At 72.9% G+C, this 17,244-nt stretch carries 14 protein-coding genes; all 14 read left to right on the top strand.

Going from position 1 to position 17,244, the window contains the following annotated elements; genetic code table 11:
- Positions 1 to 4: 4 nt before the first annotated feature.
- Genes ACIQFU_RS08200 through rfbC form a run of 14 tightly spaced genes read left to right on the top strand, consistent with a single transcriptional unit; the run spans position 5 to position 17,237 of the window.
- Entirely contained in the window at positions 5 to 2,200 is a 2,196-nt protein-coding gene (locus ACIQFU_RS08200; RefSeq protein WP_402549947.1) for a bi-domain-containing oxidoreductase, read from the top strand.
- On the top strand, positions 2,197 to 4,164 hold the full coding sequence (locus tag ACIQFU_RS08195) for an alginate lyase family protein (RefSeq protein WP_402549945.1): 1,968 nt from the start codon (positions 2,197 to 2,199) through the stop codon (positions 4,162 to 4,164). Before ACIQFU_RS08200 ends, ACIQFU_RS08195 begins: the two co-directional genes overlap by 4 nt.
- A gap of 31 nt (positions 4,165 to 4,195) precedes the next feature.
- Entirely contained in the window at positions 4,196 to 5,746 is a 1,551-nt protein-coding gene (locus tag ACIQFU_RS08190) for a right-handed parallel beta-helix repeat-containing protein (protein WP_402549944.1), read from the top strand.
- A 1-nt stretch (position 5,747) separates the two neighbouring features.
- Positions 5,748 to 6,980 carry an O-antigen ligase domain-containing protein gene (locus tag ACIQFU_RS08185; protein WP_402549943.1) on the top strand — a complete coding sequence of 411 codons (1,233 nt, stop codon included), beginning with the start codon at positions 5,748 to 5,750 and terminating at the stop codon, positions 6,978 to 6,980.
- 2 nt (positions 6,981 to 6,982) lie between these two features.
- On the top strand, positions 6,983 to 8,227 hold the full coding sequence (locus tag ACIQFU_RS08180; RefSeq protein WP_402549941.1) for a glycosyltransferase: 1,245 nt from the start codon (positions 6,983 to 6,985) through the stop codon (positions 8,225 to 8,227).
- Positions 8,224 to 9,474 carry a class I SAM-dependent methyltransferase gene (locus ACIQFU_RS08175; protein WP_402549939.1) on the top strand — a complete coding sequence of 417 codons (1,251 nt, stop codon included), beginning with the start codon at positions 8,224 to 8,226 and terminating at the stop codon, positions 9,472 to 9,474. Before ACIQFU_RS08180 ends, ACIQFU_RS08175 begins: the two co-directional genes overlap by 4 nt.
- Positions 9,471 to 10,280, top strand: a complete 810-nt coding sequence (locus ACIQFU_RS08170) for a glucose-1-phosphate cytidylyltransferase (RefSeq protein WP_402549938.1) — start codon at positions 9,471 to 9,473, stop codon at positions 10,278 to 10,280. The genes ACIQFU_RS08175 and ACIQFU_RS08170 overlap by 4 nt, the downstream gene beginning before the upstream one ends.
- Positions 10,277 to 10,924, top strand: coding sequence for a PIG-L deacetylase family protein (locus tag ACIQFU_RS08165; RefSeq protein WP_402549936.1), 648 nt, complete (start codon positions 10,277 to 10,279; stop codon positions 10,922 to 10,924). The genes ACIQFU_RS08170 and ACIQFU_RS08165 overlap by 4 nt, the downstream gene beginning before the upstream one ends.
- 3 nt (positions 10,925 to 10,927) lie before the next feature.
- Positions 10,928 to 11,953 (top strand): NAD-dependent epimerase/dehydratase family protein, encoded by a 1,026-nt coding sequence (locus ACIQFU_RS08160; RefSeq protein ID WP_402549935.1) that lies wholly within the window; start codon positions 10,928 to 10,930, stop codon positions 11,951 to 11,953.
- On the top strand, positions 11,941 to 13,224 hold the full coding sequence (locus ACIQFU_RS08155) for a DUF4910 domain-containing protein (protein ID WP_402549934.1): 1,284 nt from the start codon (positions 11,941 to 11,943) through the stop codon (positions 13,222 to 13,224). Before ACIQFU_RS08160 ends, ACIQFU_RS08155 begins: the two co-directional genes overlap by 13 nt.
- A 5-nt stretch (positions 13,225 to 13,229) precedes the next feature.
- The gene (locus tag ACIQFU_RS08150) at positions 13,230 to 14,519 is read left to right on the top strand and encodes a hypothetical protein (protein WP_402550038.1); all 1,290 of its coding nucleotides are present in this window, start codon (positions 13,230 to 13,232) and stop codon (positions 14,517 to 14,519) included.
- Positions 14,516 to 15,463, top strand: coding sequence for a glycosyltransferase family 2 protein (locus ACIQFU_RS08145; RefSeq protein WP_402549933.1), 948 nt, complete (start codon positions 14,516 to 14,518; stop codon positions 15,461 to 15,463). Before ACIQFU_RS08150 ends, ACIQFU_RS08145 begins: the two co-directional genes overlap by 4 nt.
- A complete protein-coding gene (locus tag ACIQFU_RS08140) occupies positions 15,460 to 16,689 on the top strand; it encodes a polysaccharide pyruvyl transferase family protein (protein WP_402549932.1) in 1,230 nt (409 codons plus the stop codon). Before ACIQFU_RS08145 ends, ACIQFU_RS08140 begins: the two co-directional genes overlap by 4 nt.
- Positions 16,686 to 17,237 (top strand): dTDP-4-dehydrorhamnose 3,5-epimerase, encoded by a 552-nt coding sequence (rfbC, locus tag ACIQFU_RS08135; protein WP_402549930.1) that lies wholly within the window; start codon positions 16,686 to 16,688, stop codon positions 17,235 to 17,237. Before ACIQFU_RS08140 ends, rfbC begins: the two co-directional genes overlap by 4 nt.
- Positions 17,238 to 17,244 lie beyond the last annotated feature (7 nt).

Raw genomic sequence — 17,244 nt, 5'->3', positions numbered from 1 at the left:
TCGGGTGAAACAGGTTGTGCAGAACTACAAGAGCGGCGAGCTGGCGCTGCTCGACGTGCCGGTGCCGGGCTGCAAGCCGGGCGGTGTGCTGGTGCGGACCGCCTACTCGCTGATCTCCACCGGCACCGAGCTGATGAAGGTGTCCGAGGCCGGCATGTCGATGCTGGGCAAGGCCCGTTCCCGGCCGGACCAGGTGGCCAAGGTCGTGCAGAGCGTGGCCGCCAACGGGGTGCCCGCCACCTACCGCAAGGTGATGGGCAAACTGGACTCCTACACGCCGCTGGGCTACTCGCTGTGCGGGGTGGTCGAGCAGGTCGGCGCCGGGGTCGACGACGTCAAGGTCGGCGACCTCGTGGCCTGCGCCGGCAACGAGCACGCGCTGCACGCCGAGCTGAACTGGGTGCCGAAGAACCTCTACGCCCGGGTGCCGGACGGTCTCGCAGCGCGGGACGCGGCCTTCGGCACCGTCGGGTCGATCGCGTTGCAGGGCGTCCGCCAGGGCGAGTCGCGGCTCGGCGAGGTGGCACTGGTCATCGGGCTCGGGCTGATCGGGCAGCTGGTGGTGCAGCTGCTCACCGCCTCGGGCGTCCGGGTCGTGGGGGCGGACCCCGACCCGGCGCGCTGCGAGCTGGCCGAGCGGCTGGGCGCGGCGGCCTGCGGCGACCCGGCCTCCCCGGCCGTGGAGAGCGCGGTCGCCGAACTCACCGACGGCCACGGCGTGGACCAGGTGTACCTGGCCGCCGGCGGCGGCAGCAACCAGCCCGTCGAGCTGGCCGCGCGGCTGTGCCGGGACCGCGGCCGGGTCGTCGACATCGGCAAGTGCCGCCTGGACCTGCCGTGGAACGCGTACTACGAGAAGGAGCTCGACGTCCGGTTCTCCCGCTCCTACGGCCCCGGGCGCTACGACCCGGAGTACGAGCTGGAGGGGCGGGACTACCCGATCGGCTACGTGCGGTGGACCGAGCGCCGCAACCTCGCGTGCTTCCTCGGTCTCGTCGCCCGCGGACGCGTCGACGTGGAGCCCTTGATCTCCCACACGGCCGCCTTCGACGACGCCGTCGAGACCTACCGGCGCCTCGGGGACGGCGAGCTGAAGGCCGTGGCCGTGCTGTTCCGGTACCCCGGACGGACCGATGAGGCAGGCGTTCCGGCGGGGGCGCCGACGGTGACCGTGCCCTCGGTGCGGCGCGGCGCCAAGCCGTCGTCCCCCGTCCGGGCCGCGGGGACGCCGGTGCGCCTCGCCTTCGTCGGCGCGGGGAACTACGCGAGCTCGATGCTGCTGCCGCACCTGGCGCAGCGCGACGGCGTCGAGCTGTCGACGGTCGTCACCACCACGGCGCTGTCCGCGGCCAACGCGCAGCGGAAGTTCGGCTTCGCCGGGGCGACCACCGATCTCGACGCCGTGCTCGGCGACGACTCGGTCGACGCGGTGTTCGTGGTCACCCGGCACAGCTCGCACGCCGAACTGACCCGGAAGGCGCTGCTGGCCGGCAAGGCCGTGTTCGTGGAGAAGCCCCTGGCGCTCACCGGGGAGGAGCTCGCCGGCGTGCTCGCGGCGGTGGAGGAGTCCGGCAACGACCGGCTGCAGGTGGGCTTCAACCGCCGGTTCGCTCCGCTGCTGCGGCAGGCCGGGCAGCGGTTCGGCCCCCGCACCGGGCCGGCGAGCCTGCGCTACCTCGTCAACGCGGGCCGCCTCGACCAGGGCAGCTGGTATCTGCGGCAGGACACCGAGGGCTCGCGGTTCGCCGGTGAGGGCGGGCACTTCATCGACACGGCGAGCCGGCTGCTGGGCGCCGACCCGGTGTCGGTCTACGCGGTGGCCACGTCCGGCAACGACGACCTTCAGGTCGTGCTGGGCTACCCGGACGGGTCCACCGCCACCATCAGCTACGTCACCACCGGAGCGGCCGGCTTCCCCAAGGAGACGCTGGACCTGGTCGCGGACGGCAAGGTGCTCCAGCTCGACGACTTCGTCCGCACCTCCGTCTACGACGGCCGCAAGCGGTGGGCCAGTTCGCGGCTTCCCAAGGCCCGCGACAAGGGGCAGTCGGCCGAACTGGCCGCGTTCGTCAGGGCCGTGCGGACCGGCGGCCCCATGCCGGTGCCGCTGGAGTCGCTGGTCGCCACCACGGCGGCCACCCTGGCCGTGCGGGCCTCGCTGGCCGGCGGCGCTCCGGTGACCCTGACGGAGGCGCGATGACCGTGAACTCGGGGAGTCCGGGCTGGTACCTGCGGCGGCTGTCCCGGATGGGGCCGCGTGAGGTCGGCGGACGGGTGGGCGACGCGGTGCGCAGGCGGCGGTGGCGGTCGGCGCGGCCGGTCGCCCCGGGCGTGACCGGCGCCCGGTTCACCGCCGTGCTGCCCGCCGGTGCCGTCGCCGCGGTGCCGCCGGACGCCGCGAAGCGTCTGGTCGCCGAGGCAGACCGCCTGATGGCCGGGCACGCCGAGTACTTCGGCGTGCTCCGCGACGACCTGGCCGACCCGGACTGGTGGTACGACCCGAAGACCGGGCGCCGGGCCCCGGACGGCTACGCCTTCGACGTGCCGTACCGCGACGAGGACGCGGCCGGGGACATCAAGCAGATCTGGGAGCCGTCCCGGCACCAGTACCTCACCCGGCTCGCCGCCGCCTACGCGGTCACCGGCGACGAGCGGTACGCCGAGCGGGTGGCCGAGCACCTGCGCTCGTGGTGGGCGTCCAACACGCCGTTGCGCGGGGTGCACTGGGTCAGCGGCATCGAGCTGGGGATCCGGCTGCTGTCCTGGGTGTGGGTGCGCCGGCTGCTCGACGGCTGGCCTGGCGCGGCGGCCCTGTTCGAGGACAACCCGGTGGCGCTGGAGCAGATCTGGCACCACCAGCGCTGGCTGGCCGCCTTCCCGAGCCGGGGCTCCTCGGCGAACAACCATGTCGTCGCGGAGGCCGCCGGGCAGTTCGCGGCCGCCTGCGCCTTCGGATGGTTCCCCTCCTCGGCGCGCTGGCGTGACGACGCGCTGCGGTCGCTGGAGCGGCAGCTGCGCGCCAACACCTTCCTGTCCGGCCTCAACCGTGAGCTGGCCACGGAGTACCACGGGCTCGTGCTGGAACTCGGCCTGGCCGCGGTGGCGGAGGCGGACGCCGCCGGAGTGCCGGTTCCCCCGACGGTCCGGCTGGTGCTGCTGCGGATGACCGACGCGCTCGCCGCCGTGGTGGACGACCGGCTCCGGCCGCCGCGCCAGGGCGACGCGGACGACGGGCACGGCCTGGTCGTGGACGGCGCGGGCACCGACCGCTGGGCCTCGCTGCTGGCCACCGGGGACGCCGTGTTCGGCTCGCTGCCCTGGTGGCCGGCGGTGACCGGCACCGATGTGCGCACTCCGCTGCTGGCCGCGCTGATCCGGCCGTACGCGAAGGAGGGGACCGCCCCGTCGGTGGTCCGCCCGGGGAGCCGTCCGGCCCACTTCGCGGACGCGGGGCTCACCGTCCTGCGCGGTCCGTCGGGGATCTGGTGCCGCTGCGACGGTGGCCCGCACGGGTTCCTGTCCATCGCCGCGCACGCCCACGCGGACGCGCTGTCGGTGGAGGTGCGGCACGACGGGGTCGACGTGCTCGCCGACCCGGGGACGTACTGCTACCACGGGCAGCCCGGGTGGCGGCGGTACTTCCGGTCGACCCTCGGCCACAACACCCTGGAGCTGGACGGCGCCGACCAGTCCGTCCCGGGCGGCCCGTTCCTGTGGACCCGGCACGCGCGCAGCCGCGTCCTGAGCGTGGACACGTCCGGGACGGGGGTGCAGCGCTGGTGCGCCGAGCACGACGGGTACGGGCCGTCCGTGCACCGGCGCCGGGTGGAGCTGACGGCCGTGAGCCGCGAGCTGCGGGTGGTGGACGAGGTGCGGGGCCCGCGCCGGGCCGTGCGCCTGGCGTTCCACCTCGGGCCCGAGGTCGCCGCGGAGCTGGTGGACGACCGCGCCGTGCTCACCTGGACCCGGGACGGCGAGGAGCGCTCCGCGGTGCTCGCCCTGCCCGGCGGGCTGTCCTGGCGGGCGCACCGCGGGGAGACGGACCCGCCGCTGGGCTGGTACTCCCCCGGCTTCGGACGCAAGGAGCCCGCCACCACGCTGGTCGGCACCGGCTTCACCGACGGCGCGCGGGAGTTCACGACGGTACTCGGGTTCCGCGACTAGGCGGAGAAGGCAGCGGAAGGGGGGAGGACGCATGGGGAGCAGGTGGCGGGGCCGGGCACGGTCGGCCGCGACGCCGCCGGCCGTGGCGCTGGCGCTGGCGCTGCTGGTGAGCGGCTGCGACGGCGCGCAGGAGGAGGCGCCGTCGTCGAAGCCGTCCGCTTCGTCCTCCTCGTCCGGTGCGGGGTCCGTCGCCCGGGTGTGCGCGAAGCCCGCGGCCGGGCCGGACGAGGCGCCCGAGGGAGCGGTGACCGTCGACCCCAAGGTCGTGGGCGACCTCGCAGCCAAGACCCGCGACAGCCCGGCGCACACGACCTTCTGGCTCCGGCCGGGCAGCCACCGGCTCGAATCCGACCGCTTCTCCCAGGTCGTGCCCAAGGAAGGCAACCGGTACATCGGTGCGCCGGGAGCGGTGCTCGACGGCCACGAGACCAACCAGTACGCGTTCGGCGGCACCGCACGCGACGTCACCATCAGCCATCTGACGGTGCAGGGTTTCGCCGCGCCGCACGACGAGGGCGTGGTCAACCACGACTCGGCCGACGGATGGGTGATCGAGCACGCCACGATCCAGCGCAACTCGGGCGCCGGGCTGATGGCCGGCGACCGCCAGGAGGTCCGCGCCAGTTGTCTGCGCGACAACGGCCAGTACGGCATGAACGCGTACAAGGGCGACGGCGTCATCAACGACCTGGTGGTCGAGGGCAACGAGATCGTGGGCAACAACACCGGCGACTGGGAGCGGAAGCGGCCGGGCTGCGGCTGCACCGGAGGCGTCAAGTTCTGGGCGGTCCAGGGTGCCGACGTGCGGGGCAACTGGGTGCACGACAACCGCGGGACCGGTCTGTGGGCGGACACCAACAACAACGACTTCCTCATCGAGGGCAACGTGCTGGAGTCCAACGACGGTGCCGCGCTGATCTACGAGACCAGCTACAACGCGGTCGTCCGCAAGAACACGATCCGGCGCAACAACTGGGTCGAGGGCCGCGAGAACACCGACGGCGGGGACAACTTCCCGTTCGCCACCGTCTACATCTCCGAGTCCGGCGGCGAACCGCGGGTCGAGGCCCGTACGGACGAGATCGAGATCTACGGGAACGTCCTGGAGGACAACTGGTCCGGGATCACCCTGTGGGAGAACGCCGACCGGTTCTGCAACAGTCCGGCCAACACCTCCTCCGGTGACTGCACGTTGCTGGTCGAGGACACCGACCGCTGCGCACGCCCGGAGATCGCCGAGGCACCGCTGTACGCCGACTGCCGGTGGAAGACCCAGCGGGTGGACATCCACGACAACCGCTTCGTCCTGGACAAGTCGGTCGTGGAGTGCACGGTGAAGTGCGACCGCATGGCGCTGCTGGCCAACTACGGCACCTATCCCGACTGGTCCCCCTACCAGGGCGAGCGGGTCGCCGAGGCCGTCACCCACCGGCAGCACAACCGCTGGCACGACAACGTCTACGTCGGGCCGTGGCAGTTCGTCGCCCACGATCCGAGCCGGGTCCTGGACTTCGAGGCGTGGCGGGGCGCGCCGTACCGGCAGGACGCGGGCAGCACCTTCCGTGCGCGGGAGGGTGGTTGAGATGGACACGGACCACACGCCGAAGCTGGTCGGGACGGCCTGGGGACTGCTGGTCCTCAACACGCTCGGCTCCACGGGTGCGGAGACCGTCGTCCCGCTGCCCCGCTCGCTCATCCAGATGGTCACGATGGGCGCGCTGGCCGTCGCGTTCGTGCTGGCGCTCGCGCTCAACCTCCGCCTGCGCGTGCGCGCCAGTGCCTACCTGCTCCTGCTCACCCTGCTGCTGGTGCCGAGCGTGATCTCCAGCGCGGACCTGGAGTCCGGGTTCGGAGCGCTGTTCCGGTGCGCCCGGCTGGCCCTCTTCGTCGCCACCCTGTGGCTGCTCAGCCGCTGGTGGGACGGCGGCACGGCGTTCGTGCGGCACCACATCCGGATGTACTTCGTGGTCCTGTGCTCGGTGGCCGCCGGTGCGCTCGTCTCGCCGGGTGCGGCCATGCCCGACCTGTACGGCGGGCGGCTGGTCGGCGCGTTGTGGCCGCTCACCCCGCCGCAGATCGGACAGTACGCGGCGGTGGTCATCGGGCTGTCCGTGCTGCTGCTGCTCGGTCGCCGGACCGACCGGCGCAGCGCCGCGCTGGTGATCGTGCCCTCGCTCGTCCTGCTGCTGCTGACCCACACCCGGACGGCCACGCTCGGTCTGCTCGTCGGGCTGGCGCTCGCGATCGGCTCGCTCACCCTGACCAGTGCCGCCGCCCGCCGGTTCTTCTCCTGGGCGGTGCTGTGCGCGGCGGTGGCCGCGGTGGTGTTCGCCTCGGCGCTGCAGGCGTGGTTCCTGCGGGGCCAGAGCGAGGAGAACTTCAGCAATCTCACCGGCCGGGCGAAGGTCTGGGACGCGCTGCTGGCGGCTCCCCGGACGACCGGGGAAAAGGTGTTCGGCATGGGGCTGGGCGACAAGTCGTTCGACGGGCTGCCGATCGACAACAGCTGGCTGGCCGTCTACCACGAGCAGGGTCTGCTCGGCGTCGCCCTGGTCGCGGCGGTCTTCGTCGCGCTGGGCGGCGTCGCGCTGCTGCGGCCTCCGTCGCCGGCGAGGGCCTGCGCGATCTTCCTGATCAGCTACTGCGCACTCGCGTCGTACACCGAGGCGGGCCTGGGCGACGCCTCGCCGTATCTGCTGCACCTGGCCGTGGCCGCGTCCCTGCTGGCGGTACCGGCCGCGGCCGCGCCCCTGTCGGTGCCCGAACCGGCCCGGCGCCGTGTCCCGCGCTGGGCCCGCGCCTCGGAGGTGACCTGAGCATGCACGTCCTCGTGGTGCACAACCGCTACAACTCCGCCCAGCCGAGCGGTGAGAACAACGTCGTCGACCAGGAGGTGGAGCTGCTGCGCACGGCCGGCCACCGGGTCGGGGTGTTCGAGCGGCGCAGCGACGACATCGCCGGCCGGTCCCTGCCCGGCAAGGTCGCGGTGCCGCTCCTGGTGCCGTGGAACCCGGCGGTCCGCAGGGAGCTCGGCGCCCGGCTGCGGGCCGAGCGGCCGGACGTGGTGCACGTGCACAACGTCTTCCCGCTCCTGTCGCCCGCGGTGCTGGCCGCCTGCGCCGACGCGGGGGTGCCCGCCGTCGCCACGCTGCACAACTACACGCAGGTCTGCCCGCCCGGCACACTGCAGCGCGACGGCCGGCCGTGCACCGAGTGCGTCGGGGCGGCGACGCCACTGCCCGCCGTCCGGCACGGCTGCTACCGCGACTCGCGGCTGGCGACGGTGCCGCTCGCGGTCGGCCTGTCGGTCAACCGGCGGCGCTGGTGGTCCGGCGTGGAGCGGTTCTTCTGCATCTCGGCGGCGCAGCGCGACGTCCTGGTGGCGGCGGGCATGCCGGCCGGGCGGCTGGCGGTGAAGCACAACTTCGTGCCCGACCCGGACGCCCGCCGCTCGGGCACCGGCGAGCACGTGCTGTATCTGGGCCGGCTGGCGGAGGCCAAGGGCGTGCGGCTGCTGATGGCCGCGTGGGACGAACTCGCCGCGGACGGCGGTGTCGGGGTGCCGCTGGTCGTCGTCGGCACGGGGCCGCTGGAACGGGAGGTGACCGCCTGGGCGGCGGGCCGGGACGACGTGCGCTACGTCGGCCTGTACGACCCGGAGCAGTGCCGTGGGGCGATCGCGCGGTCGGTGGCCGTGGTGGCGCCCTCGACGTGGCTGGAGGCGTTCGGTCTGGTGGTCGTGGAGGCGATGGCGGCGGGGGTACCGACCGTCGCCGCCGGTCACGGCGCCTTCGTCGAGCTGGTCGAGGACGGGGGGACCGGGCTGCTGCACCGGCCGGGCGAGTCCGCCTCGCTCGCCTCGTGCCTGCGCCGGATCACGGCCGAGCCGGACCGGAACCGGCGGATGGGCCTGGCGGCCCGGCGCCGTTACGAACAGGGTTTCAGCCCGGCCGTCGGGCTGGAGCGCCTGGTGGAGGGGTACCGCACCGCGATCGCGGGGCGGACGGCACTGGCTCGCGACGGGGACACCCCTGCGGGCAGGGGGGATGGGGGCAGTAGATGACACGATGCCGACTGTGCGGTTCGGCGGCGATGGAGAGCGTCGTCGACCTGGGAGCGACCCCGCCGTGCGAGAGTTTCCTCGCCGCGGACCAACTGGACCGGCCGGAGCCGGCGTACCCGCTGCACCTGCGGGTGTGCACCGACTGCTGGCTCGCGCAGATTCCCGCGCTGATCACGCCGGAGGAGACGTTCACGCAGTACGCGTACTTCTCCTCGTACTCGACCTCCTGGGTGGAGCACGCGCGGACGTTCGTCGAGGGTGCCGTCGAGCGGCTGGGGCTGGGTCCGGACTCCTTCGTGGTGGAGGTCGCGAGCAACGACGGGTATCTGCTGAGGCACATGGTGGACCGCGGGATCCGGTGCCTGGGCATCGAGCCGTCGGTGAACGTCGGTGCGGCGGCGCGGGAGGGGGGTGTGCCCACGCTCACGGAGTTCCTCAGCCCGGACACCGGCGCGGGGGTGCGCGCCGAGCACGGTGCGGCGGATCTGGTCGTGGCCAACAACGTGTACGCGCACATCCCCGACGTGATCGGCTTCACCAAGGGGCTGCGTGCCCTGGTCGCCGACGACGGCTGGGTCTCGATCGAGGTGCAGCACCTGCTGACGCTGATCGAGGAGAACCAGTACGACACGATCTACCACGAGCACTTCCAGTACTACACGGTCGCCTCCGCGATCCGGGCGCTGGCCAGCGGCGGACTCGCCCTCGTGGACGTCGAGTTGCTGCCCACGCACGGCGGCTCCGTCCGGCTGTGGGCCCGGCCCGCCGAGGTGGCCGGTGAACCGAGCAGGCGGGTGGCCGACGTACTGGACCGGGAGAAGGCCGCCGGACTGCGGGAGCTGTCCGGGTACACCGAGTTCTCCGCCCGGGTGGCCAAGGTGCGCCGGGACCTGCTGCGGTTCCTGATCGAGGCGGCCGAGCGGGGCGAGACGGTGGTGGGCTACGGCGCCCCGGGCAAGGGCAACACGCTGCTCAACCACTGCGGCATCCGGCCCGACCTACTCGCTTACACGGTCGACCGCAACCCCTACAAGCACGGCAGGTTCACTCCGGGCACCCGCGTTCCGATCCTGTCGCCCGAGCGGATAGCCGCCGACCGGCCGGACTACGTCCTGGTCCTGCCGTGGAACCTGCGGGCCGAGCTGGTCGAGCAGCTCTCCTTCGTGCACGAGTGGGGCGGGCGGCTGGTCTTCCCCATCCCGGAACTGAGCATTGTCGAGGCCGCGTCCCGAGAGGTCACAGCATGAAGGTCGTACTGTTCTGCGGGGGTTACGGGATGCGGATGCGCGAGGGCGCGTCCGACGACGTGCCCAAGCCGATGGCGATGGTCGGCCCGCGGCCACTGATCTGGCACGTGATGCGCTACTACGCGCACTTCGGGCACAAGGAGTTCGTCCTGTGCCTGGGCTACGGGGCCCATCACATCAAGGACTTCTTCCTCAACTACGAGGAGACGACGTCCAACGACTTCGTGCTGCGGGGCGGGCGGACCGAGCTGCTGTCCACGGACATCGCCGACTGGACGATCACGTTCGCGCAGACCGGCATCGAGTCGCCGATCGGGGAGCGACTGCGCCGGGTGCGGCACCACCTGGACGGCGACGAGATGTTCCTCGCCAACTACGCCGACGTGCTCACCGACGCGCCGCTGCCGCAGATGATCGACTCCTTCGCCCGGCGGGACGCCGGCGCGTCGATGATGGTGGTGCCGCCGCAGTCCTCCTTCCACTGCGTGGACCTCGGCGAGGACGGTCTGGTCGGCGGCATCACGGCGGTGAGCGACCTGCCGCTGTGGGAGAACGGCGGCTACTTCGTGCTCCGCCAGGAGGTCTTCGACCACATACCGGAGAACGGGGATCTGGTCGCCGACGGCTGCACCCAACTGGCCAAGCGCGGAAGGCTGGTGGCGCACCAGCACCGCGGCTTCTGGAAGCCGACCGACACCGTGAAGGAGCGGGCCGCGCTCGACGCCGCCTACACCCGGGGCGAACGCCCGTGGGCCGTGTGGGAACGGGACGAGGCCGCGGCGCCCGCCGGGGTGAGGACGGCGTGATCCCGCTGAGTGCCGGTCGTCCGGACCGGGTCGTCGCGGTGGGCGCCCACTGCGACGACATCGCCATCGGCGCCGGCGGCACCCTGCTCACGCTGTGCCTGGCGCGGCAGGGGGTGCGCGTCGACGCGCTGGTGCTCTCCGGCGGCGGCGGCGAACGGGAGCAGGAGGAACGGGCCGCGCTCGCCGCCTTCTGCCCGGGCGCCGACCTGCGGCTGACGGTGCTCAAGCTGCCGGACGGCCGCATGCCGGCGCACTGGGAGGAGGCCAAGGCCGCCGTCGAGGAGCTGCGCGAGCGGACCGAGCCGGACCTCGTGCTGGCCCCGCGCACCGACGACGCGCACCAGGACCACCGCGGCCTGGCGAAGCTGATGACCACCGCGTTCCGCGACCATCTCGTACTGCGTTACGAGATCGTCAAGTGGGACGGCGACCTGGGCCGCCCCTCGGCGTACCAGCCCTTGACGCCGGAGGTCGCCGAACAGAAGGTGCGGCTGCTGCAGGAGCACTACCCCTCGCAGCGGCACCGGCCCTGGTACGACCGGGAGGCCTTCCTCGGGCTCGCCCGGATCCGCGGCATCGAATGCCACGCCCGCTACGCCGAGGCGTTCGACGTCGCCAAACTCACTCTCAACCTGGGGGGTTGAACCTTGCGCGTACTGCTCACCGGACACCAGGGCTACCTGGGCACCGTGATGGCCCCGGTCCTCACGGCCGCCGGACACGAGGTCGTCGGCCTCGACGCCGGCCTGTTCGCCGACTGCGTCCTGGGCCCGGCGCCCGACGACCCGCCGGGACCGCGGGTCGACCTGCGCGACCTCACGGCCGAGCACGTGGCCGGGGTCGACGCGGTGATCCACCTGGCCGCCCTCTCCAACGACCCGCTGGGCTCACTGGCGCCGGAGCTGACCTACGACATCAACCACCACGCGTCGGTGCGGCTGGCCCGGCTGGCCCGCGACGCCGGGGTGGAGCGCTTCCTGTACGCGTCCACGTGCTCGGTCTACGGCGCAGCGGGCGGCGGCGAGCTGGTGGCCGAGGACGCGCCGCTGCGGCCGGTGACGCCGTACGCGGAGTCCAAGGTGCGGGTGGAGGACGACCTGCACGCGCTGTCCGACGGCGACTTCAGCCCGGTGTACATGCGCAACGCCACCGCCTTCGGCTTCTCGCCCCGGCTGCGCGCGGACATCGTGCTGAACAATCTGGTGGGCCACGCCCTGCTCTCCGGCGAGGTGCTGGTGCTCTCCGACGGCACCCCGTGGCGCCCGCTGGTGCACGCCGCCGACATCGCCCGGGCCTTCGCCGCCGCGCTGGTCGCGCCGCGCGAGGCGGTGCACGACCGGGCGTTCAACATCGGCAGCGAGGTCAACAACGTGACCGTCGCCGAGATCGCCGAGGAGGTCGCCGCCGCGGTGTCCGGTTCGAAGGTGGTCATCACCGGGGAGACGGGCGCCGATCCGCGCTCCTACCGGGTGGACTTCTCCCGCTTCCGCGCCGCGGTCCCCGGCTTCGACTGCGAGTGGACGGTGAAGCAGGGCGCGCTCGAACTCGCCGACGCCTACCGGAAGCACGGGCTGACCCGGGAGGACTTCGAGCGGCGCTTCACCCGCCTCGCGGTGCTGCGCGGGGCCGCCGAGACCGGCGCCGTCGACGACACCCTGCGGTGGCGCCGATGACCGAGTCCGGGGAGGAGATGTATGCGCTGGTGGAGCGGCTGTACCCGCTGTGCCGGAGCATCACGGGCGACGGTGTGCGCGCGACCCTGCGGATCGTCGACGAGTACATCCCTCTGCACGTGCACGAGGTACCGACCGGGACGCAGGTGCTGGACTGGACGGTGCCGCAGGAGTGGAACATCCGGGACGCCTACGTCGCCGACGCCGCCGGACGCCGGGTCGTCGACTTCGCCGAGTCCAGCCTCCATGTGCTCGGCTACAGCGTGCCGGTGGCGGCGACGATGCCGCTGGCCGAGCTGCGCCCGCACCTGCACACCCTGCCCGACCAGCCGTCCCTGGTGCCGTACCGCACGAGCTACTACAAGGCGGAGTGGGGGTTCTGCCTGGCCCAGGAGACCCTGGACGCGCTGCCGGAGGGCGACTACGAGGTCCGCGTGGACTCCACGCTGGCGGACGGCCACCTCACCTACGCCGAGCACGTGGTCCCCGGCCGGGTGCCCGACGAGGTGATCGTCTCCTGCCACGTCTGCCACCCGTCGCTGGCCAACGACAACCTGGCCGGCATCGCGGTGGCGGTGTTCCTGGCCCGGGCGCTGGCGGAGCAGCGGCCGTACTACACCTACCGGTTCGTCTTCGCGCCCGGCACCATCGGGGCGATCACCTGGCTGGCCCGCAACAGGGAGCGGGTGGAGCGGGTCAGGCACGGTCTCGTGCTGGCCTGCGCGGGCGACCCGGGGCAACTGACGTACAAGCGGAGCAGGCGCGGCGACGCGGAGATCGACCAGGTGCTGCGGCACGTGCTGACCGCCTCCAAACGTCCGCACCGGATCACCGAGTTCACTCCGTACGGCTACGACGAGCGGCAGTACTGCTCACCCGGCTTCGATCTCGGCGTGGGCTCGCTCACCCGGACCCCGTACGCGGGCTACCCCGAGTACCACACGTCGGCGGACAACCTGGACTTCGTCTCCCCCGCGGCGATGGCGGACACCCTCGCCGTCTGCCGCGAGGCGTTCGGGGTCCTGGACCGCAACCGGCGGTACGTCAACCTCAGTCCGTACGGGGAGCCGCAGTTGGGGCGGCGCGGCCTGTACGACTCGCTGGGCGGCCGCAGCGACGCGAAGCAGGCCCAGATGGCCATGCTGTGGGTGCTCAACCTCTCCGACGGCGAGCACAGCCTGCTCGACGTCGCCGGGCGGTCCGGGCTGCCGTTCGACACCGTCGCCGCGGCGGCCGACGCCCTGCACGGCGCCGGGCTGATCAAGGCATGACGCCGATGACCGTCGAGGGGGAGAAGTCCACGACACCGGCGGGGCCCGCGCGCCGGGGCGTCGTCGGCAGGCTGTCCTGGGGGCTGGCCGACCAGGCGGCCTCCAGCCTGTCCAACTTCGTGGTGGGCATCTATGTGGCGCGCTCGCTGGGACTGACCGCGTTCGGCGTGTTCAGTCTGGCCTGGGTGACCTACGGCGTGGTCCTCAACGTCTCGCGCGGGCTGGCCACCGACCCCCTCGTGGTCCGTTTCAGCGGCGTGCCGGAATCGTCCTGGCGAGGGGCGGTGGCCCGGTCGTCGGGCAGCGCTCTCCTCGTCGGCGCCGGTATCGGCACGGTGAGTCTGGTCGCCGGGCTGATCACCGGCGGGCAGGTGGGTGCCGCGTTCGCCGCCCTCGGCGTCGTACTGCCGGGGCTGCTGCTCCAGGACGCCTGGCGGTACTCGTTCTTCGCCGCCGGTGTCGGCCGGAAGGCGTTCGTCAACGACGTCGTGTGGGCCCTCGCGCTCGTCCCGGCCATGGTGGTGGCGGCCTACGTGGGCAGCGTGACGGCCTTCCTGCTCGCCTGGGGCGGGTCCGCCGCGGTGGCCGCGGTGTACGGCTGCTTCCAGTCAGGCGTCCGGCCCAGGGTGACCGGGGCTCGCGAGTGGCACCGCGACCACCGCGACCTCGGCTACCGGTACCTGGTCGAGAACGTCGGTGTCAGCGGTGCGGGTCAGATCCGGGCGTACGGCCTCGGTGCCATCGTCGGGGTCGGCGCGGTGGGTGTGATCCGCGGCGCGGAGCTGCTGCTCGGCCCGTTCCTCGCGGTGCTGATGGGGCTGTCGCTGGTCACCGTGGCGGAGTCGGCGCGGGTGCTGCGGCAGGCGCCGGAGCGGCTCGGGAAGTTCTGTTTCCTGCTCGGCGGCGGGCAGACCGTCGCCGCCATGCTGTGGGGCGCGGCGCTGCTGCTGGTGCCGGACCGGCTCGGCGAGCTCGTTCTCGGCGACGTCTGGAGTGCGTCCTCGGAGCTGATCGTGCCGGTCACCCTGAGCGTCGCGGGTGCCGGGCTCGGCACCGGCGCGGCGGCCGGGCTGCGGGCGCTGGCCGCGGCCCGGCGCAGTCTGCGCTGCCAGTTGTTCGCCTCCGCCTGCTATGTCGCCGGCGGGCTCGGCGGTGCGGTCGCGGGCGGCACGGTCGGTTCGGCCTGGGGCGCCGCCGTCGCGTCCGTCTGCGGTTCGGCCGTGTGGTGGCTGCAGTTGCGGGCCGCCCTGCGCGAGCGCGACCACCCTTCCATTCCCGAAGTGAGGACCACATGACCCCCCACCCCCGGCTGAGCATCGGCCTTCCCGTCTACAACGGCGAGGAGTACCTGGCCGAGGCGCTCGACGCCCTCCTGGGGCAGACCTACGAGGACTTCGAACTGGTGGTCTCCGACAACGCGTCGACCGACGGCACCCAGGACATCTGCCGCCGGTACGCCGCGCGGGACTCCCGCATCCGCTACATTCGGCTGCCGCGGAACATCGGCGCCGCCCCGAACCACAACTACGTGTTCACCGAGTGCCGCGGCGAACTGTTCAAGTGGGCCTCGCACGACGACCTCTACGCACGGGACCTGCTGCGCAGTTGCGTGGAAGCGCTGGACGAGCGGCCGGACGTGGTCCTGGCGCACAGCGGCCAGGCGGTCATCGACGGCGACGGCAAGGTGAAGGTCCCCTACGAGTACGGGCTCGACACCGACTCGCCGCACGCCCCGGAGCGCTTCCGCAGCCTGCTGTTCGAGCCGGGCGGCGACGACTTCTACGGGGTGATGCGGGCCGACATGCTGCGCCGGGTGAAGCCCCACGACAGCTACCACCACGCGGACCGGACGTTCGTCGCCGAGATCACCCTGCACGGGCCCTTCCACCAGGTGCCGGAGCTGCTGTACTTCCGCCGCGACCACCCCACCCGCGCCGAACGGGCGAACCCCTCCAAGCGCGCCCGGTGCGTCAACCTCGACCCGCGCCGGGCGGGCCCGCTGCACCCGACGCCCCGCCTGCTCGCCGAGTACGTCTGGGGTTTCGTGTCCGCGATCGGGCGGGCGCCGCTGTCCTCGGCCGACCGGCGCGCCTGCCACCGCCATCTGGCCGCGTGGATGACCAGCCGCGTCCGGCCCGGCGCCGGCGAGCGGGTCGAGGACCGCACCCCCGTCGGCCCGGGCCGGCTCACCGTCTCCGTCGACGCCCTCGTCGCCGGCCGCGAGAAGAGGCAGGCATGACTGTCAACGAAACACCGGTGCGCATCGGCCTGTTCGGCCTGTTCGGCGCCGGCAACAGCGGCAACGACGGATCGCTGGAGGCCGTGCTCGACCGGCTCCGCGCCGCGCGGCCCGACGCCGTGGTGGACGCGATGTGCGGCGGACCCGAGATCGTCGCGACCCGGTACGGGATACCCGCGACGCGGCTGAACTGGTACCGCGGCGAGTACCGGACCGCGTCAGGGTTGAGTTCGGTCGCGGCCAAGGCACTGGGCAAACTCGTCGACGTCGTCCGCACCGCGGCCTGGGTGCGCCGGCACGACGCGGTGATCGTGCCCGGCACGGGCGTCCTGGAGACGACGCTGCCGCTCAGGCCGTGGGGCTTCCCGTACTCGCTGTTCCTGCTCTGCGCGACGGGCCGGCTCTTCGGCACCCGCGTCGCGCTGGTCAGCGTCGGCGCCGGCCCGATCGGCAACCGGCCGACCCGGATCCTGACCCGCTGGTCGACGCGGCTGGCGGCGTACCGGTCGTACCGGGACACCCAGTCGCGCGAGGCGATGCGGGCGATGGGGGTGAACACGGCGCGGGACGAGGTCTACGGGGACCTCGTGTTCGCCCTGCCGGCGCCGGCGGCGAACGAGCCGGCGGGCACGCCGGGCCCGGTCTGCGTCGGCGTCATGGACTTCCACGGGAGCAACGACGAACGCGACCGGGCCGAGGAGATCCACCGCCGCTACCTCGACGGGACGACGGGGTTCGTCCGTGCGCTGGTCGAGGAGGGCAGGCCGGTCCGGCTGCTCACCGGCGACGAGCTGGACCGGCCGGTGGCCGCCGCGATCGTCGACGCGGTGGGTTCGCCGCTGGTCACCGTCGCCGAGGCGGCCTCGCTGGCCGACCTGATGAAGGAGACGGCGTGTGCCGACAGCGTGGTGGCGACCCGGTACCACAACATCGTCTGCGCGCTGAAGGTCGGCACGCCGACGCTCGCCCTCAGCTACTCGGCGAAGAGCGACGCGCTCATGGCCGAGATGGGCATGGGCGACTACTGCCACCCGGCCCGCGAGGCCGACGCCGACCGGCTGCTCGAACAGTTCCTCGAGCTGGAGCGGGATTCGGCTCGGCTGCGGCGGACCCTGTCCGAGCAGAACCTGACCGTCGCCCGGCGCGTCGAGCAGCAGTTCACCGACCTGGCCGCGGCGCTGTTCCCGGCGACCGGCCCCACCCACGCCCCGCGGGAGACACCATGAAGGCGACCGAAGTTCCCCGGATAGCGGGGGCATACCTGTTCGAACCCACGCCGCACGGCGACGAACGCGGCTTCTTCTGCCGCACCTTCGACGCCGACGCGGTCCGCTCGGTGGGCCTCGACCCGGCCGCCTTCGTCCAGGACAGCGTCTCCCGCTCGGTGCGCGGCGTGCTGCGCGGCATGCACCTGCGCTCCGGCGCGGGCGAGGCCAAGCTGGTGCGGTGCTCGTACGGCCGGATCTTCGACGTCGTCGTCGACCTGCGGCCACACTCGCCGACCTATCTGGGCCGGGCCTCCTTCGAGCTGTCCGGCGAGACGCAGGCGACCCTCTACATACCGGCGGGGTGCGCGCACGGCTTCCAGTCGCTGACGGACACCTCCGACGTGTCGTACCGGATCGACCGCCCGCACGATCCCGCCGAGGACGTGACGATCGCCTTCGACGACCCGGACCTCGCCATCGACTGGCCGCTGCCGGTCACCTCGATGTCCGAGCGGGACCGGCGGGCACCGAGCCTCGCCGAGGTCCTCAAGCACAGGGAAGGGTGAGACCCGA

Source organism: Streptomyces sp. NPDC093065, from assembly GCF_044754585.1.
Classification (GTDB): Bacteria; Actinomycetota; Actinomycetes; order Streptomycetales; family Streptomycetaceae; genus Streptomyces.
The sequence above is the reverse complement of the archived record's forward strand: the minus strand, read 5'-3'. Positions and strand labels throughout refer to the sequence as shown.